Origin of the sequence: Haliscomenobacter sp., from assembly GCF_041740695.1 — a bacterium.
Lineage (GTDB): Bacteria > Bacteroidota > Bacteroidia > Chitinophagales > Saprospiraceae > Haliscomenobacter.
The window spans coordinates 146,126-163,950 of record NZ_JBGSLK010000113.1 but is presented as its reverse complement, the minus strand read 5'-3'; the positions used below and the strand labels follow the sequence as shown (position 1 = coordinate 163,950).

General features: G+C 46.4%; 16 protein-coding genes. 9 read left to right on the top strand and 7 right to left on the bottom strand.

The features are described 5' to 3' along the window. Nucleotides 1-37: 37 nt before the first annotated feature. Together ACEW9O_RS23055 and ACEW9O_RS23050 are read left to right on the top strand one after the other, a co-directional pair. Nucleotides 38-826 (top strand): SDR family oxidoreductase, encoded by a 789-nt coding sequence (locus ACEW9O_RS23055; RefSeq protein WP_373552569.1) that lies wholly within the window; start codon nt 38-40, stop codon nt 824-826. Nucleotides 827-1,115: 289 nt separating this feature from the next. Continuing rightward, nucleotides 1,116-3,095: a T9SS type A sorting domain-containing protein gene (locus tag ACEW9O_RS23050; RefSeq protein ID WP_373552568.1), complete on the top strand. Its 1,980-nt coding sequence runs from the start codon at nt 1,116-1,118 to the stop codon at nt 3,093-3,095. A 139-nt stretch (nt 3,096-3,234) separates the two neighbouring features. Here ACEW9O_RS23050 and ACEW9O_RS23045 read toward each other — a convergent pair whose 3' ends face one another. Further along, nucleotides 3,235-3,675, bottom strand: coding sequence for an HPP family protein (locus ACEW9O_RS23045; RefSeq protein WP_373552567.1), 441 nt, complete (start codon nt 3,673-3,675; stop codon nt 3,235-3,237). 178 nt (nt 3,676-3,853) lie between these two features. Beyond that, entirely contained in the window at nt 3,854-4,138 is a 285-nt protein-coding gene (locus ACEW9O_RS23040) for a thioredoxin family protein (RefSeq protein WP_373552566.1), read from the bottom strand. A 168-nt stretch (nt 4,139-4,306) separates the two neighbouring features. On the opposite strand from ACEW9O_RS23040, the gene ACEW9O_RS23035 reads away from it, so the two are divergent. Further along, a complete protein-coding gene (locus ACEW9O_RS23035; protein WP_373552565.1) occupies nt 4,307-5,590 on the top strand; it encodes an ATP-binding protein in 1,284 nt (427 codons plus the stop codon). 12 nt (nt 5,591-5,602) lie between these two features. After that, a complete protein-coding gene (locus ACEW9O_RS23030; protein WP_373552564.1) occupies nt 5,603-6,652 on the top strand; it encodes a response regulator in 1,050 nt (349 codons plus the stop codon). A gap of 172 nt (nt 6,653-6,824) precedes the next feature. Here ACEW9O_RS23030 and ACEW9O_RS23025 read toward each other — a convergent pair whose 3' ends face one another. Continuing rightward, nucleotides 6,825-7,646, bottom strand: coding sequence for an Omp28-related outer membrane protein (locus tag ACEW9O_RS23025; protein WP_373552563.1), 822 nt, complete (start codon nt 7,644-7,646; stop codon nt 6,825-6,827). 291 nt (nt 7,647-7,937) lie between these two features. On the opposite strand from ACEW9O_RS23025, the gene ACEW9O_RS23020 reads away from it, so the two are divergent. Together ACEW9O_RS23020 and ACEW9O_RS23015 are read left to right on the top strand one after the other, a co-directional pair. Continuing rightward, on the top strand, nt 7,938-9,422 hold the full coding sequence (locus ACEW9O_RS23020; RefSeq protein WP_373552562.1) for a peptide MFS transporter: 1,485 nt from the start codon (nt 7,938-7,940) through the stop codon (nt 9,420-9,422). 131 nt (nt 9,423-9,553) lie between these two features. Beyond that, entirely contained in the window at nt 9,554-10,198 is a 645-nt protein-coding gene (locus tag ACEW9O_RS23015) for an START domain-containing protein (RefSeq protein ID WP_373552561.1), read from the top strand. 196 nt (nt 10,199-10,394) lie between these two features. Here the strand turns inward: ACEW9O_RS23015 and ricT are convergent, their stop codons facing one another. The 4 genes from ricT to ACEW9O_RS22995 form a co-directional block, all read right to left on the bottom strand. Continuing rightward, entirely contained in the window at nt 10,395-12,029 is a 1,635-nt protein-coding gene (gene ricT, locus ACEW9O_RS23010; RefSeq protein WP_373552560.1) for a regulatory iron-sulfur-containing complex subunit RicT, read from the bottom strand. Next, nucleotides 12,017-13,129: an ATP-binding protein gene (locus tag ACEW9O_RS23005; protein WP_373552559.1), complete on the bottom strand. Its 1,113-nt coding sequence runs from the start codon at nt 13,127-13,129 to the stop codon at nt 12,017-12,019. Before ACEW9O_RS23005 ends, ricT begins: the two co-directional genes overlap by 13 nt. 22 nt (nt 13,130-13,151) lie before the next feature. After that, nucleotides 13,152-13,640: a glutathione peroxidase gene (locus ACEW9O_RS23000; RefSeq protein ID WP_373552558.1), complete on the bottom strand. Its 489-nt coding sequence runs from the start codon at nt 13,638-13,640 to the stop codon at nt 13,152-13,154. A 101-nt stretch (nt 13,641-13,741) separates the two neighbouring features. Next, nucleotides 13,742-14,479 (bottom strand): PrsW family intramembrane metalloprotease, encoded by a 738-nt coding sequence (locus ACEW9O_RS22995; RefSeq protein WP_373552557.1) that lies wholly within the window; start codon nt 14,477-14,479, stop codon nt 13,742-13,744. A 237-nt stretch (nt 14,480-14,716) separates the two neighbouring features. On the opposite strand from ACEW9O_RS22995, the gene ACEW9O_RS22990 reads away from it, so the two are divergent. The 3 genes from ACEW9O_RS22990 to ACEW9O_RS22980 all read left to right on the top strand — a co-directional run bounded on the left by ACEW9O_RS22990 (nt 14,717) and on the right by ACEW9O_RS22980 (nt 17,813). Further along, complete coding sequence (locus ACEW9O_RS22990; RefSeq protein ID WP_373552556.1) at nt 14,717-15,970, top strand: PP2C family protein-serine/threonine phosphatase; 1,254 nt, start codon at nt 14,717-14,719, stop codon at nt 15,968-15,970. A gap of 379 nt (nt 15,971-16,349) precedes the next feature. Then, the gene (locus ACEW9O_RS22985) at nt 16,350-17,147 is read left to right on the top strand and encodes an NINE protein (RefSeq protein WP_373552555.1); all 798 of its coding nucleotides are present in this window, start codon (nt 16,350-16,352) and stop codon (nt 17,145-17,147) included. A 6-nt stretch (nt 17,148-17,153) separates the two neighbouring features. Beyond that, a complete protein-coding gene (locus tag ACEW9O_RS22980) occupies nt 17,154-17,813 on the top strand; it encodes a CBS domain-containing protein (RefSeq protein WP_373552554.1) in 660 nt (219 codons plus the stop codon). Nucleotides 17,814-17,825: the final 12 nt, after the last annotated feature.

Genomic DNA, 17,825 nt, shown 5'->3' with positions numbered 1-17,825 from the left:
AAATTCCGCATTTTTGCTGCCACAAAACAATCAAGCAATGGATTTGAATCTTCAGGGCAAAAACGCGCTCGTCAGTGGTAGCAGCAAAGGAATTGGTAAGGCCATCGCCATTGAGCTAGCCAAACTAGGGGCAAATGTAACACTTATGGCGCGCTCTGCGGAGTTATTGGCAGAAGTTGTACAAGAATTAGAGCAAAATCATCCCCACCAACAGCACGATTTTTTGGTCGTGGATTTTACCAAACGGGAAGCGTTGCACCAGCGGGTCCTCGGTTTGGTCACTTTAAAACCCATCCACATCCTTGTCAATAATACCGGAGGGCCCAGTGGTGGCGCCATTCTGGACGCCAAACCAGAACAGTTCCTCGAAGCATTTCAAAATCACATCTTGTGTAATCACCTCCTGGCTCAGTTGGTGATTCCCCAAATGAAAGTCGCAGGTTTTGGCCGCATCGTGAACATCGTTTCTACTTCGGTGCGGGTACCTCTCGACAATCTGGGGGTTTCCAATACTACTCGCGGGGCGGTAGCCTCCTGGGCAAAGACCCTCGCCAACGAAATTGCCGCCACTGGTATCACCGTAAACAACGTTTTACCCGGTTTTACGGAAACGGAACGCCTGGAAGAAGTCCTCGCCGGGGCAGCTCAACGCAAAGGCATAACACTCGAAGAAGAGATGGATCAGGCCCGAGAAACCATCCCCGCCAAACGTTTTGGCACCCCGGAAGAAATCGCCTCAGTTGCCGCTTTTTTGTGTACACCTGCCGCTGCCTATGTAACAGGTACCAGTATCTTGGTGGACGGGGGAAGGACGCGAATCATTTAAGGAATGAAAAGTGAAAAGTGAAAAATGAAAAACAAAATCCACTTTTCATTTTTCGTTTTTCACTTTTCATTTCCACCTACCCTGCACCCGGTATTTTATATTATTATCATTAAAAATGCTACGGGGAACAAGAAAGATTTTTTATATTTGCAGAGCTAATTACTCTCCTAGCTCTTGTTTTATAGTCTTGCACAGGATTCATGCTCATGAAAAAGCCAGTCAGACCTTTGTAAAGGTCTCCTATTTGATCTGGTTTCTATTTCGTCATTTTTTCACAATCATAATACCCATGATTCGGCTATTTATATCCGTGCTACTAACAGGTTGTTATCTCTTCGCGTCCGCTCAAACTGCGCGCATCATTAACCAGACTGAGTCTGCCTATTTGCTTTTCGAAGCAGAAGCGTTTGCTGATAATCAAGCAAGCGGACAAGGTCAAACGGCTAATTGGGAGATAAAACAAGATGGGAATACCAAAGGTGTCACCACTACTGCTGACCGCAATTTTCCCAATCTTGACTACAATGCATCAAAGCTCATTTACCACATTCAGGTAACCAACACAGGTAATTATACCTTGTACTTCAGCCGCAAACTTTCCGCACCAACGGCAAGTTTTGTACTGCCTCGAATCAACGAGGCTGCTGCCAACAACACCCGTCGCCGGGTAACTGCGACAGGCGGCCCTGATGCGAACTACGTTTGGCAAAATTCTCGCCGCACGTTTTTCTTCAATGCCAATACGGTTTACACTGTGGTTTTGTTGCCCGAAGCAACCCACAACATGACCATTGACAAATTGTTGTTTCACCGGGATGAAACCTTGGAGGATGCTTCTTTGTCAAAAGCAGTATTAAAAACTACGGCACCCACCAATGAGTCTATCAGAGGGCTTCTGGCCTATAACTTGCCAGAAATGGGGCAAGGTAAAAACTGGGCTTTAAACACTGCTGCATCGACTGGTGCAAAAGTGGTAGACAATCCAGCAACCGCCAAAGGTTATTTCCCTTATTCAGGTAAGTCTTTTATCGAACTCGAACGGGTCAATGGAAAAGCTCGTTTAGTGATGGAGCCATTGAATTATTCCACTTGCTTCATGTTCTTTGGCGATTTGGCCTTGAACTTGAAACTCATGTCGCCCAATGAATTTGTCAGCCCATTGGATACTGTCAAAGTATGGGCTGAATTGGAAGGCCTGTTTTCCCAAAGAGTCCAATTGGCTGAATTCACGGGGCTGAACATGACCTACCAAAACATTGAAGCCAAGGCACCAAACAGTGTAGCGTTTTACAATAAAATCACTTACATCGTTGAGTTTTCTGGCGAAGGAGACGAGAAACTTTGGTTGGACGACATGTCGGTTCAATTCCAAAGTACAGCCTTTAATTTCTTGATCCCACCAGCTGATTTGTCAATCGTGGAGGATACCCTGATTTTGGGTGCACCATTTTATACCTTCTCCATCCGTGGGAACCTGACCGATACCATGGTCAAAAACTCTACGTTCTTCTGGAGTTTCAAAGGTTTGAAAGATACAGTGGTGAACTCTAAGGACACCCTGCGTTATGTTTTTCCTAAAACTGGATTTTATGATCTGACCCTGACTTTGCGCACCCGGTCTTTCATCGATCCTAGTTGTGATAGTGTAACCACCATTGTCTCCAAGACGATCTTTGTACCAACATTTGATCCAAAAAAACTTGATCCTCCGAAACCTCCTACGGATACGGTAGTTACGCCGCCACAGGATACGATAGTTACGCCGCCACAAGACACAGTGGTGACTCCTCCTCAGGATACGATCACGAATCCTGGTGATACAACCGTAGTCATTGGTGGCCCTGGAGACACCATAGTAACCAATCCACCGGATACCATCGTCACCCCTCCACAGGATACGATTGTCACTCCACCACAAGACACGATTGTAACTCCTCCTCAGGATACCATCGTGACGCCTCCGCAGGATACCATCGTGACGCCTCCAATTGATACAATAGTTACCCCAGACATTCCACTGGATGTTGCTCCTGAAGGACTCAAGGTTTATCCAAACCCGACCTCGGACCTATTGATCATCCAGACTGATAATTATGTCAAACTCTTTTATGACTTGACCAACTCGCGAGGGCAATCCTTGTACAAAGGTCAATTCGTGCAACAAATTCTACTTTCGATTGGCTCCGAACCGACCGGTTTCTATTTCTTACGAATAACCGACGCTAAGGGAGTCCAGATCGGGACAGTCCAAAAAATTGTCAAACGATAATAATAGTGGGGCTACAATAATGAATGCCCATTAAAAAAGCCTCCTGCTCAGTTCGAGCAGGAGGCTTTTTCTTTATCTCAACCTAGGATGGTGGTACCTTCACAAAAGGAAAACACGATGAATTTGAGCTAAATGGTCTTTACGGCCATTCTTCCACAATGGGCGAATTAAAAGAATACAACAGTAGGTCGTGGGTCGTGACCAAACCAATCAATCGCTCAGCTTCAATAACGGGTATGGCATGAAATTGATTGGCTAAAAAAATATCCGCCGCCAGTCCAATGGTATCTTCTGGTTCCAGGGAAAGGGGATGTTCAGTCATCAGGTCCTTAGCACGAAGTACCTCATATTCTTTTTCTGACCAGGTTCGGCCTGTTGTTTGTAAGGACAGTACGTAGGCCACTTTATAAAAATCCTGTTTACTGATGATGCCAAGTAGTTTGTCATTTGACTCTACTACGGGTAGGTGGTGAAACTCGTTTTGGTCAAATATCGCTTTGATGTGATGAGCGCTGGCCGCTGGCCCAACGGTAATCAATTTGGATGTCATCACTTCGCTGATGGGTCGATTCGGATTCATAATACATGCGGATTGGGTGAAACAGATAAGGAACTGTACTTAAAAATTTGTTTAAGAGTCCCTCCAGATCTTCATTCGTCACAAATCAAAAGTACATACCCTATTCAGTCATTGTACTGAGTAGTGTCAAGCTCTAATGGTGATATTTATCAAGAAATGAGTTGATTGGGTGAAGTGTTTAAACCCCTTTTGGCGTTTCCCGATATTGCAGCAATTCGCTCAACACGGTACACAACTCTTCTACGGAAGGGACAATTTTTTGGAAGATTATTTTATCATCCAATAAAAGGGCAGGGATGCCTGAAATGCCATAACTGAGGATTTCATTGACGTTACTTATTTCCAATAACACTACCTCCAAGTCCAAGGCCTCCAAGGCAGCCAACAGATTGGCCTTTAGAGCGCGGTCTTTAGCCGAGCCTATCCCTAACAATTTGATTTGGGCCTTGCTTGATTTCTCCATCGCGTTTCGTTCAACTATTGTTCTTACCATAAGACTACTACTCTACCTGTGCAAGATCAGGCTTCTGGAATTTTCTGTGAATGACTTTTGTCATTTGGTTTGGTGACATATTAAGTCATTACCGAAAGAATACTTATCTTACCTTTACGACACAAAATTATCATTGGTTTGGACTGGATAATTGCACATCAACACGATTCTGAAGCAGCCTTACGTTTGAAGGCCATCATCAAAACGGCCACCGATGGCATCATCATCATCGATGAAGCAGGTATTATTGAACTAGTAAATGAGGCCGCAGCGCGTCTATTTGATTATCCAGAAGAAGAATTGGTGGGGCAAAACGTCAGCATGCTCATGCCGAATCCACATCGGGACATCCACGATAGTTACATCCAAAACTACATCCGCACCGGCGTGCGAAAAATTATCGGCATCGGTCGGGAAGTAAGGGGACTGCGCAAAGACCAAAGTACTTTCCCCCTTCGCCTCAGCATCAGTGAGGTTCAACTGCCCGAAAGAATGGTATTCACTGGTATTTTGCACGATTTAAGCGCCCAAAAAGCCGCCGAAGCCCGCATCGTAGAACTCAATCAACACCTGGAAGAAGAAGTAAGTACCCGCACTGAAGAACTCGCAGCCACAATCAATCAACTCCTGAATACCAACAATCAATTGGAGTTCGAAATTCAGGAACGCAAAGCTGCGGAAACTACCTTACGCAAAAACGAACTGGACCTGCGCAAAGCCATTGAAAAGGAACGGGAACTGAACACCCTTAAATCGAGGTTTGTGTCGATGGCTTCCCACGAGTTCCGTACACCTTTAAGCACTATTCTTTCTTCGGCAGATTTGTTGGAGATGTATTCCCAGGAAGGCCAACAAGACAAAAGGTTAAGGCATACCACCCGCATCAAATCTGCGGTCAACAACCTGATCAGTATCCTGAATGATTTTTTGTCTTTGAGCAAACTTGAGGAAGGAAAAATCACCATTACACCCGTAGAATTCAATTTCGAAGAATTTTGTGAGGAAGTGATGGACGATGTTCAAGCCATTTTGAAGCCCGGGCAGATTCTCCAACACCATGGGGTAAGCCCGAATACATTGATAACACTGGACAGAAAGATGTTGAAAAATGTATTCATCAACCTCTTTTCCAATGCCATCAAATATTCAGACCCGGGCAAAACCATTGATTGTTTTGTTTCTATTGAACACAATGAACTAAACATCAGCATCCAGGATCACGGCATTGGTATTCCGGAGGAAGAGCAGCAACATTTGTTCACCCGCTTTTTTCGAGCCCACAACGCCGAAAATATTCCAGGAACAGGCTTGGGATTAAATATTGTCAAACGTTATGTGGAATTGATGAACGGACGTATCCATTTTGAAAGTACACTGGGCGAGGGTACTACCTTCCACGTTCACATTCCCTTACCTTCATAAAACATCTTAACGATGAACAAGCATAAAATTCTGGTCATTGAAGACAACCAGGAAGTACGTGAAAACCTGGAGGAAATCCTGGAGCTCTCCGGGTATGAGGTGCATTTGGCTGAAGATGGCACCGTTGGTGTAGATGCTGCTCAACGAGTCAAACCTGACCTGATCCTTTGTGATGTGATGATGCCCAAACTAGATGGTTTTGGCGTGCTCAATATTTTAGGCAAACGCCCCGAAACTGCCGCAATTCCCTTTGTCTTTTTGACGGCCAAAACCGAAAGGGTTGATTTCCGCCGGGGCATGAACCTGGGCGCAGACGATTACATCACCAAGCCTTTTTTTAAGGATGAACTGCTGTCAGTGATCGAAACCCGGCTGAAAAAAAGTGAACACCTGCGCAAACAGTTCGACCGCACTGAGCAAGGCATCACCGCCTTCATCAATGCAGCCAAGGGCTATGAAGAGCTCAAAAAACTATCGGACGACCGCAAAGTTAAGCACTACAAAAAGCGTGACTTGGTATACGAAGAGGGTGATTATCCGCGCTACCTCTATTTTGTCAAAAGTGGCAAGGTGAAGGTTTTTAAAACCAACGAAAGTGGCAAGGAATACATCATCGACATTTTCACCGAGGGCGATTTCATTGGCTATGTCAATCTGATCAAAGACAGCACTTACGACGATTCAGCCGCAACGCTGGAAGACGCCGAAGTGAGCCTCATCCCTAAAGAAGACTTCACCGCGCTACTCCACGCCAACCGCGATGTTTCCTCCCAATTGATCAAAATGTTGGCCAACAATATTGCCGAAAAAGAGGAGCAACTCTTGCAATTGGCTTACAACTCCGTGCGCAAACGGGTGGCTGATGCAGTGCTGCTCCTCGCTGAAAAAGAAGGCCGAGACGAAATCAACGTCTTGCGCGACGACCTGGCCCGCATCGTCGGTACCGCCAAAGAGAGTGTGATTCGCATGCTCACCGAATTCAAGCAAGATGGCTACATCGACATCACCGATGGGATGATTACGATTCGGGACAAGAAGAAATTGATGAATATGCCCGCGTAAGTGAAAAGTGAAAAGTGAAAAGTGAAAAGTGAAAAGTGAAAAGTGAAAAGTGAAAAGTGAAAAAAATGCGCTTTCCCTTTAACTCCAAACTATAAGCTCAGAAAAATAAATTCAAACAGGTGAAATACAACTGGTGTACCAGCTTTTCATTTTTCACTTTTCATTTTTCACTTTAAAGGATTTTCCCCTCAATCACCTGCAACACATCCAATTTATCCCCGCCCAAATGAGCAAAAGCAATGATGCTGCATTGGCTGTCTACCCAATTTGCAGGCAATGTAAAGGTATAACTGCGTGAGCTTTTTTTGCTGCTCTTTAACTCTCCACCAATCAAATCCCCGTCAAAAGCAGTGAGCATGTCGCGCAAGTTGTGGCGGTGGCTGTAATCACTCTTTTTGCCGTCGGGGGTCAATTGGACGTCCACGATCTGGTCTTCGGCGAGCATCACACTGAGGCGGATATCCTCTTGGGGCAGGGTTCCTAGCACCTCGGTATCTATGGTGACTTGGAGCACCCGGGTGGTTGCATTGTAGGTTTTGCTCAGTTTCAGGTCTACTACTGGCGCAGCAGCCAGCTCTTGGGCAATAAATCCAGCCCATTGCGAGCGCCCCAATTGCAGGTCAAATTCACCATCGTACAATTTGCGGTTCACTACTGCCGAAGGATAACCCAGGGGTTTGCCCATGAGGTTGATGATGGCATCCCCCTCAGCGGTGCGGAAGTCGTACTTGCTATCGGGATAAGGCGGCGCAAAGGAGCCCGCATGCACACCTACGGAGATTACCTGATCTTGGTACAGTTCCCGCAAATTGAGCACTTCCACCGTACCTGCCGGGCAGTTGACGCAGCGCACGCCTGTAAATTCTTCAATCAGGATTCGCCTTTTGACGTTGACATTGGGGCCACCCGGCTCCAGGGGCGTAATCACCGGAGGAATTTCTTGACATGTAAAAAGGGAAAAGGCCAGGAAAAAGGAGAGAATGAGGCTGCGCATGGTTTTGGAATGATTTAAAAGCAAAATTGAGGGTTTTATAGCGGAAATGCTAGTAGGCAGCGAGGGCTTTTGGTGAAAATGTCTTGGAGTGGACGGAAAGTAAATTTTGAATACTACCTAAACTCATTGTTTCGACTCTATTCAAGTTTTTCAACCTGAATCCGACAAATCTGCCCGATTTCCTGCATTTCCTCTCCAAAATTTCCGAATATCCCTATCTTGAGCAGCGAGCACGCCATCCAGTGCTGCTTAATTATGCAAAAAATTTACTGACGAAACGACGGCTAAAGTATGAACAAGGGATTTTTTGGGCACCCTGCGGGTTTGTCCACGCTATTTTTTACCGAAATGTGGGAGCGCTTTTCCTATTACGGGATGCGGGCGATCTTGATTTTGTTTATGACCGCGAGTTTAGCGGAGAAAGGTTTGGGCATTGACCCCCAAAGTGCAGGTGCCATCTACGGTTTGTATACTGCCGGAGTGTATTTGTTGACCTTACCAGGTGGCTGGCTGGCTGATAATATTTTGGGGCAACGCAAAGCCATTTGGTACGGAGGAATTTTGATCATGATTGGTCACCTGATTCTGGCCATTCCGGGTAGTCCGGGAATATTTGTACTAGGCCTGGTATTTGTGGCTAGTGGTACGGGTTTGCTCAAACCAAATATCAGCACGGTTGTGGGCGATCTATACCCCGAAGGTGGAGCAAGGCGCGACCAGGGGTTTTCCATTTTTTACATGGGCATCAACCTGGGTTCCTTTTTTGGTCAAATCTTTGTCCCCTTTCTGGCCGCCTACAACTGGCACTGGGGTTTTGGGGCCGCAGCAATCGGGATGTTTTTCGGTTTGTTGCAATTCCGGCTCACCCAGGGCAGCCTCAATGATCTGGGTCTTAAACCCAAACTCAAGGAAGAAGTTGAAGAAGGTGTAGCCGTAGGAAAAGTCAATGGAGTCCTGGCCGGGGCGCTTGGCCTTGCATTAGTTGGATTTTTAGCGGTTCTGCAATGGATGGGCACCATCGATGTGACCACTGCAACTGGCATTGCCCAGGCAGTGGGGGTCATCATTGTAGTGATCACTCTTTTTTACTTCCTGTACATCATGGTGGCTGGAGGATTGAATCCTGATGAAAAGAAAAAAGTGTTGGTGATCTTTTTCCTCTTTGTTGGGGCAGCCTTATTCTGGTCAGGGTTTGAACAGGCGGGGTCTTCCTTAAACCTCTTCGCCCGTGACTTTACCAACCGCATGGTTGGGTCATGGGAAGTACCCGCTGGAATGTTACAGAGTGCCAATGCTTTGGTCATTATTCTCTTTGCCCCCATAGTAGGTTGGATATGGGTAAAACTCGCTGCACGCAACTTAAACCCCAATACGCCAATCAAATTTGGCATCGGGATCATCTTGATGGGATTGGGCTTTGTTGTCATGTATTTTGCGGCTCAAATTGCAGCTACTGGCACCAAAGTTGGTATGGGTTGGTTGTGGTTCACCTATTTTTTACATTCCATTGGTGAATTGACCTTGAGCCCGGTGGGGTTGAGTGCGACGACCAAATTATCGCCCAAGCGCTACGTTGGGCAAATGATGGGAATCTGGTTCGTGGGCGCATCTTTGGGTAATTTGATTGCTGGCTTATTTGCGGGAGGTGTGAACACTGAAAATGCTAGCCAAATGCCCGCCCTATTCTTATCGGTAGTCACCTTTTCCTTGATATCAGGTACTTTGTTCATCATTTTTAATCCCATTTTGAAAAAATGGATGGGAAATGTGAAATAGTAAGGGCAACCCTATGTGGTTGCCCTCTGGTAGGGGCAACCACATAGGGTTGCCCCTACGTTGTCCACCCGTAAAACAATCCCCCTGCTGTAATCGTTTATTCAGGCGAACGACTGTCAAACACACCCGCAATGAGATGCCTGACCATGTTACTTTGGTTGACCACCAGCCTGACTCTTCATCATTTGTCTGCTCAAAACAACCCCTGGAAGTTTCGCCACGACCACAATGGGGTACAAGTGTATACTCGCAAAGACAGTGCTACTGGAATTTTGGAATTGAAACTGCGTACTGAAGTAAAAGCCAGTTTAAGAGCGGTGGTAGCACTAGCCTCAGATATTCCCAACCTCAAAAACTGGGCATATCGACTAAAGGAGTCCTACGTGGTCAAAGAAATAAGTCAAACCGAAGGTTATTTGTACATGCGTACCGACTTCCCACTGCCTTTTTCCGATCGGGATATGGTGGTGCATTATGTGATGAAACAGGATGCCCATACCAAACAGGTAACATCTGTGAGCAAATCAGCGCACCACATGATGCCAGAAAAAGACGGCATTGTACGCATCAAAACATTGGAGACCAGGTGGACCTATACACCCCTGGCAAATGGCATGATTCGCCTCGAATACCAACTCAAATCTGATCCTGCTGGCAATATTCCTAAATGGTTGATCAACCTGGCTGCGGATGACGGCCCAGTTAAAAGTATCGTTGGCTTGAAACAGCAATTGGCGAAATATGAAAACGCTACGGTGAGTTTTTTGAAAGAATAACGTAGGGGCAACCCTATGTGGTTGCCCCTATGTGGGCAACCCTATGTGGTTGCCCCTATGTGGTTGCCCCTATGTGGTTGCCCCTATGTGGGCAACCCTATGTGGTTGCCCCTATCTGAATTGTTTGCCATTTCCGTGTTGCATGAAAAAGGCTCGCGCTGCCAATAGTAAGGGCAACCACGTAGGGTTGCCACTACTACCGGCGGCGTTTATTCCGATTTTTATTATTTCTCCGGTTGTTCCCTTGGCCGCCACCCTCTGGATTTCCACCACCATCATCATTGCTCGGGGGATTCGGGTTGTTGTTGCCTTGGTCACCACCACCTTGCTGGTCTTGTGGGCCACGCGGTGGCTGTGGTGGCCGTGGATTGGGGCGTCCGCCGGTATTGTTGCCTCCTGGGTTGTTACCACCAGAATTGTTGTTGTTTCCTCCGCCCCCGCCTCGATTGTTCGGGTTATTGGGGTTGTTTGGATTATTCGGGCGCGGTCCTTGGTTATTGCCCTTGGGCGGTTGAGGGTTGGCACCTTCTTCTCTAGGTGGTCGTGGATTGTTGTTCCCACGTTGTTGATCGGGCCGACGATTTTCGGGCCGGCCTTGTCGATCACCTTGACCTGGATTTTGACCACCACTTCCTTGTGGATTGGGGCGGTTTTCACCACGATTGTTTTGGGTGTTTCCCTCCCCGCTACGCTGTTGATCGGGACGTTTTTTCTTTTTCTTTTTGCGGCGTTTTTTGTCGTCGGGCAATTCAATTTCACCCGTTACATCCACAAAAACGTCCTCTTCAGGTACAAAAGCCGTCGTAGCCGCTACATCGAACTCGGCTGGTTTTTCACCGCGCGCGTTCATTTCCTGGATTTCTTTGACTTTGCTCAAATCCATTGGATAAATCGCACCTCTGCCCCGTTCGTGATCGTAAACGTAGTAGAGCAGTTTTTTAAAAATATCGGTTTTGATCAAAGTCGCTGCGCCCTTTTGGGTATGCAGTTTATCGGCACCGCTGGGGAAATCCGAAAGTGCATCCAGATAAGTATCCAATTCGTAGTTGAGGCAACATTTCAAACGGCCACATTGCCCGGAGAGTTTCACCTGATTGATGGCCAGGTTTTGGTAGCGGGCGGCGGCGGTCGACACCGATTTGAAGTCGGTCAACCAAGTAGAGCAGCACAATTCTCGTCCGCAGGAGCCAATCCCACCAATCAAGGCAGATTCCTGACGGGCACCAATTTGGCGCATTTCAATTTTTACCCGAAACTCCTTGGCGAAATGTCGGATGAGTTCGCGGAAGTCGACGCGGCCATCAGCGGTGTAATAAAAGGTCGCTTTGCGCTTATCCCCTTGGTATTCCACGTCGCCAATCTTCATATCAAGCCCCAAAGTACGCGAAATGGCCCGGGCGCGCACCATCGTCGGATGCTCCGCTTCGCGGGCTTCTTGCAGGCGCTCTAGGTCGCGCTCATTGGCGCGGCGCAAAACGAAATTGTTCACCGAGCGTTCATCCACCCGGCGGCGTTTCATTTGCAAGCGGACCAATTCACCAGACAGACTCACTTTGCCGACGTCGTAGCCGTTTCCGGTTTCGGCCACCACCATGTCGCCAGTAACGACACGGACCTGGTCGGCCATCCGAAAAAACTGTTTATGTACCCCATTTTTAAAGCTGATTTCGACAATATTCAGCGGGTCAATATCAATGATGTCCAAACTGGACAGCCAATCGTAGGTATTCAAGCGATTGCATCCGCCCGTTGCACAGCCTCCATTGCTGTTGCAACCTTTGGTGCTGCCGCCACTACTGGTTCCACAACTCGTACAACCTAAACATCCCATCGTTTCATCGTTTTATGTAGCTGGATGGATGCGTCCAAAAAAAGGATCTTTGGATTTGCATTCCGCTCCACATATTGATAACAATTGTTGAATAAACGTACTATTTGCTCCACTTGGTCTACATTGAGCACTTTTGCCAAATTTTGGGCACTGCTCAACTCTTCGGCCTGAAGCCGGGCATTAGTACTACCCGTGACCATCATGATCAGAAATTCACGCATAAAATGCAGGGCATACTGCAAGAAATGCTTTTGGTTTTCCCGCCCAAGGGTCGCAAAATTTTCACTCCACTTGACCATCTCTGGTCCGTATCCTTTGTAACATTTGCGCAGCCAATCGAGCAACAAAGCTGCATCGTTGCTTACTTTATTCGCTGCTAAGGTAATGGCTTCGTTGAAATTACCATCAGAAAGATGTGCAATCCCCCAGGTTTTGTCCTCCGGGCAGAGCTCACGATGCAGCAAACCATCTACTATATCCTGATCATTCAGCATGGGAATTTTCACCAATTGGCAGCGCGACAGGATGGTGTTGAGGATCAATTCTGCATTTTCAGCAATGAGGATAAAATGCGTGGCGGGAGGCGGCTCTTCGATGAGTTTCAGCAGGCGGTTGCCCTCGTTGCCCAGATATTCGGGCAGCCAAAGAATCAAGGTTTTAACTGGCGCTTCAAAGGTTTTAAGGCTAAGCTTACGGATGATGTTTTGGCACTCATCCTTATTGATGTTGCCCTGTTTGTTTTCTGCACCAATCAATTGTAACCACTGGTTGCTGTCCTGGTAGGGATTTTCCTGTAAGGCTTGCCGCCATTGAACCATGAATTTGTCACTGATCATACCCGCACCGACGACCGGAAAAGAAAAATGCACGTCGGGGTGGATCAGTTTGGATGTTTTGACACAAGACGGGCACTCTCCGCAGGAGTCGCCATCCCTTCTTTGGGTACACAACAAGTATTGGCTGAGTGCCAGTGCCAGTGTGCGTTTGCCGATACCTGGAGGCCCCAACAACAATAGCGCATGGGGTAGACGGTCTGCTTCAACCATGTACCGAAGTGTGCTAATTGTCTCAGTTTGTCCAATAATATCTTTAAAACGCATGATGATTTCAGGCTTTACAGCCTCAAAGGAAGGGTTGATCCTCGATTTTGCTCAAAATAAGCTCATCAAAAGGACTCACAGAAGAAAGGAAAGTATTGATCAATTGGCCGTTTTTGTCAAGCAAGTATTTCTGAAAATTCCATTCGACTTCCGAATCCATGACCCCATTTTCACTTTTGTGGGTCAACCAATGGTACAAAGGGTGAACTTCAGGGCCTTTGATGTGGACTTTGGTTGTCATGGGGAAACTTACCCCGTAACGCATTTTACAAAAATGGGCGATGCTAGTATTAGAGCCGGACTCTTGCCCGCCAAAATCATTGGAGGGCAGCCCCACGACGACTAATTTATGTTTAAAAGTTTCGTAGAGCTCCTGCAACTGTACATATTGTGGCGTGTAACCGCATTCCGATGCTACATTGACCACTAGAATTTTCTTGCCTTTGAAATCAGCGAAATCAATCTCTTCCCCCGCGATGCCTTCAACTTTGAAGCGATGAATTGAATCCACAGCTTATAAATTTTTCACTATCGGGTAAAATTAAACAAAAATGTTAAAGCAAAAGGAGAAGATTGGACTTTTTTGCAGTAGTCTGCATTGAATTAAGTGTCCTAAGGGTTGGATTCGATTTCTTCTGACTCGTCAACTGCACTTTTAGGATGATTTTTTTGCCACAATACCTCTGACTCTTCTTGCTCTTCCTTGAGCATGCGCATGGCAAAAAAGATGCTGATAAAGAGGGTGACAATGGCCAGGAGGATGAGCCAATCGTAAAATTCCTGGATGATGAAAAAATCGTATAAGCCATGGACCAAAACCGCCAAACCCAGGCCCATGGCCAAAAAGCGGATTTGGATTTTCCGTTCTGTTTTGAATTTGGCTTTGCCTACAAAATACCCCATCATGGTAGCAAAAACCGCATGCGCTGGTACCGCAGTAAGCCCACGTAAGGCAGTAGTAGAGATGCTGTACTCCATGGCGTACAATACATTTTCCAGCGTAGCAAAGCCCATGCTGATCATCACCGCATAAATGATGCCATCGAGGGGTTCATTAAAAAAGGGGCGGAAATAAGGGAAAAGCAACAAAGTCAAAAACTTGAACAACTCCTCGATAAAAGCAACCACCACAAAAGAAGTAACACAAACCCAAAACAAACTCGCTGGATCATCAATGCCCCGGTGGTAAAAGAACTCCTGCACCTTCATCACTGGAAAGGTAACCAACATACCCAACATAAAGCAAAGGGTAAGTGGAAACCACTTCTCCCGCTCGTGCCGATCGGAACGGTAGATGACCCAGGCAATGAGGATAGCCGGGAAGATAGCCAGTGCAAGTTGGAAAAACATTATCAAGGGCGCTTTGGATGTTAGGAAATAGTCAGTTACATGTCAGGAAGGGCGGATCAACGAGGTACAAAAATCACTAAACTTTGGTAAGATAATAACACCATTTCACAAAAATCGTTTATTTTTCCTTTCTCCGTCTTATCTTCACAGGGAAATTGTGGTAGAGACGCACGGCTGTGCTTCTTTAACCACAGAGACGCACGGCCGTGCGTCTCTACACCGGACCAAACAATCATTATGGCTGAGTTTTCTGAAATCCGCAACCGGCTGTCCAACGTTGAAAACTTGGAAAAAGAACTGCATTTGAAACAATTGCAGATCAATCGCCTGTTGAGTATCACTCAGGCCATCAACAACAATGTGTCTGGCGTAGAATTGTACGACATGTACAGTTCCTTTCTGAGTTGGGAAATGGGCATCAAAAAAATGGCGCTGTTCATTAAAGAAGAAGAGCTATGGTACTGTGCAACTTCTTTAGGAATTCCGGCACCCTTGCTCACTGAAGACATCACCCTTCACCTGCCCAAGTATACCCGCTTGCGCAATTTGGAGGAAACGGACTCTCCCCTCATGCGCCATTTTGATGTAGTGATACCCGTGCGCCACAAAGACACACCGATTGCCTACGTTTTTATCGGAGGTTTTGCCGAGGATGACGACATGTACAACAAAGTGCAAATCATTACCACCATTACCAACATCATTGCGGTGGCGATGGAAAACAAACGCCTCTTCAAACGCCAATTGGAGCAAGAGCGCCTGAAGCGGGAAATGGAACTGGCCGGAGATGTACAAAAGTTATTGATTCCTCAGCAGTTGCCTTCTTGCCGGAATTACGAGTTCGCCAGCATCTACAAGCCACATTTTGGGGTAGGTGGTGATTACTATGACTTCATTGAGTTTCCGAACGATAAAATTGTCTTCTGCATTGGTGATTTTACGGGCAAGGGTTTGTCCGCTGCTTTGCTGATGGCCAATTTTCAGGCCAACTTCCATACCCTCATCAACAAACAAGCGGACTTGGATGAATTCATCCGCGATTTGAATACCTCGGTCAACCTCATTACCCAGGGCGATCGATTTATTACCTTTTTCATCGCCGAGTACAACACTGGTACCCGTGTATTGCGCTACGTCAACGCGGGGCACAACCCGCCCATCCTCGTATCCCAAAACCGCCTCCTGGAACTTAACAAGGGTTGCATCATGCTGGGTTCGTACGCCAACATCCCCGGTATTGAAATTGGGGAATGTAAGGTGGATGAAGCCGAAGCCATCATCTTGGCCTATACCGATGGATTGACCGACATCCGCAATAGCGCGGGAGACTTCGTAAATGAGGACTTGTTGTATGATTATGTACAGGAAAACTTCCAACTTTCGGCGGAAACATTCAATCAGGGCTTATTGACCATGCTCGATGCATTTAGAGGTGAAGAGAACTATCCAGACGATTTTACTGTTTTAACTTGCAAAATTCACAACCGTTGAGGCTTTAGTCACGTCTTATGATAACTTAGGCTCAATTGTGGCGAAGTTGATCGACTTAATTTTGATCCGTACTAAATTAAGTCAGACATTGCCTCAAACTGTAGTTTTTGTTATTTTACATCGCAAAATAAGTCCGGATTGGACATCCATTTTCAACACTCATTCGTTTTAGGAACAGAAGGGAAATAGAAGTGCAGGTTTGAATCGGCTATTTTTTGATTTGGCAAGGAGCGAGGAAGGCGCATAGTGAACTACGCAACTGACGAGTAACGCAGGAAAATTAAAAAATAGCCCAAGCAAAATGTGCTTTTATTTCGTTTCTGTTCCTTCACATTGGTTCGAGTTTGGAGATCGGAATTTTCCGGCCTAATACATCATTATGAAAGACAAAACAACTGCTGGCCTGTTGGCAATATTTTTGGGCGGATTGGGTGTGCACCGTTTTTATCTTGGACAAACCGGATTGGGTTTTTTTCACCTGATTTTTTGTTGGTTTCCGGTTTCCTGGCTGGTAGGTTTTATCACTGGTTTGGTCATTTTGACAATGGATGAGGATAAGTTTAACCTCAAATACAATGCTGAACATTACCGCATCGTCAAAAGGGGGAACCGCCGGGAAGAAAGAGAAGTCCGTCGAGACGAGCGTCGTCGGCCACAAGAACCACAAAGACGCAATACCGCTCCAGTGCGCCAGCCAATGAATCAGGAAAAGCAACAACAGCTGAAAAAAAGTGGCATTGACAAATACAAGGATTACGATTATCAAGGGGCCATTGAAGAATTCAAAAAAGCACTGGAACTGGACCCCAATGACATTTCCATCCATTTTAATCTGGCTTGTACCTACTCCTTGAACGAAGAAGCAGACAAAGCACTGGACCATTTGGATCGGGCTGTAACCCTGGGTTTTACCGATTTTAAACGCATCAAGGAACACGATGCCCTGGCTTTTGTGCGCATTCAGGATGCTTTTGATGAGTTTGAAGCCAATGGTTTCCGACTCAAGCAGCCTACGCCACAAAAACAAGCGGCCTACACCCAGGCACAATCCACACAAGAACCCACCGAGGATCATTCGCCAATTTTGGAACAACTCCAGAAACTAAACGAACTGAAACTTAAAGGTTTATTGACCGAAGAAGAATTTGTTACCCAGAAGAATAAGCTAATGAACTAATCTAGGATGATTGCAGAAACGTTGATTTCGACGGCCATTATTCCCTTACAAACTTCCGACACTGGTGACGTAGCGTTGGAAATGATGAGCGAATTTTATGTGCGCCACTTACCCATCGTCAACAACCGCGAGTTGTTGGGTGTATTGTCGGAAGACGATGTGATGAACTTCGACGTCAACGAAGCCATTGGCTCTTATAGCCTTTCCTTGCAAAGGCCCTACGTGCACAACGATGATCACATTTACGAGGTCATGCGCATTGTTGCTGACCAAGATCTTTCGATCGTCCCAGTAGTGGATGCGGAAAACAACTACTTGGGTGTCATTACCCTGGAAGACCTGCTGCGTTACTTTGCCCGCACGGTTTCTTTTGCCGACTCGGGCAGCATCATTGTACTGGAATTGAGCCGCCGGGATTATTCCATGACGGAAATTGCCCGGATTGTAGAATCAGAAGGGGCAACCCTCCTCAGTTCTTTCATCACCTCCTACCCCGAATCGGAACGCATCGACGTCACCCTCAAGGTCAACCTACAACACATCCACAATATCTTGGCTACCTTCGAACGCTTCAAGTACGAAATCAAGGCTTCTTTCAACGAAGCGGAATATTTGGACAGTCTGAAGGAACGTTATCAGGGATTGATGAGTTATTTGAATGTTTAAAATGTGCTGATT

What these genes read in the sequence shown, in the direction of transcription:
- ACEW9O_RS23055 (WP_373552569.1), top strand. Translation starts at nt 38, where the DNA reads ATGGATTTGAATCTTCAGGGCAAAAACGCGCTCGTCAGTGGTAGCAGC.
- ACEW9O_RS23050 (WP_373552568.1), top strand. Translation starts at nt 1,116, where the DNA reads ATGATTCGGCTATTTATATCCGTGCTACTAACAGGTTGTTATCTCTTC.
- ACEW9O_RS23045 (WP_373552567.1), bottom strand. Translation starts at nt 3,675, where the DNA reads ATGAATCCGAATCGACCCATCAGCGAAGTGATGACATCCAAATTGATT.
- ACEW9O_RS23040 (WP_373552566.1), bottom strand. Translation starts at nt 4,138, where the DNA reads ATGGAGAAATCAAGCAAGGCCCAAATCAAATTGTTAGGGATAGGCTCG.
- ACEW9O_RS23030 (WP_373552564.1), top strand. Translation starts at nt 5,603, where the DNA reads ATGAACAAGCATAAAATTCTGGTCATTGAAGACAACCAGGAAGTACGT.
- ACEW9O_RS23025 (WP_373552563.1), bottom strand. Translation starts at nt 7,646, where the DNA reads ATGCGCAGCCTCATTCTCTCCTTTTTCCTGGCCTTTTCCCTTTTTACA.
- ACEW9O_RS23020 (WP_373552562.1), top strand. Translation starts at nt 7,938, where the DNA reads ATGAACAAGGGATTTTTTGGGCACCCTGCGGGTTTGTCCACGCTATTT.
- ACEW9O_RS23015 (WP_373552561.1), top strand. Translation starts at nt 9,554, where the DNA reads ATGAGATGCCTGACCATGTTACTTTGGTTGACCACCAGCCTGACTCTT.
- ricT (WP_373552560.1), bottom strand. Translation starts at nt 12,029, where the DNA reads ATGGGATGTTTAGGTTGTACGAGTTGTGGAACCAGTAGTGGCGGCAGC.
- ACEW9O_RS23005 (WP_373552559.1), bottom strand. Translation starts at nt 13,129, where the DNA reads ATGCGTTTTAAAGATATTATTGGACAAACTGAGACAATTAGCACACTT.
- ACEW9O_RS22995 (WP_373552557.1), bottom strand. Translation starts at nt 14,479, where the DNA reads ATGTTTTTCCAACTTGCACTGGCTATCTTCCCGGCTATCCTCATTGCC.
- ACEW9O_RS22990 (WP_373552556.1), top strand. Translation starts at nt 14,717, where the DNA reads ATGGCTGAGTTTTCTGAAATCCGCAACCGGCTGTCCAACGTTGAAAAC.
- ACEW9O_RS22985 (WP_373552555.1), top strand. Translation starts at nt 16,350, where the DNA reads ATGAAAGACAAAACAACTGCTGGCCTGTTGGCAATATTTTTGGGCGGA.
- ACEW9O_RS22980 (WP_373552554.1), top strand. Translation starts at nt 17,154, where the DNA reads ATGATTGCAGAAACGTTGATTTCGACGGCCATTATTCCCTTACAAACT.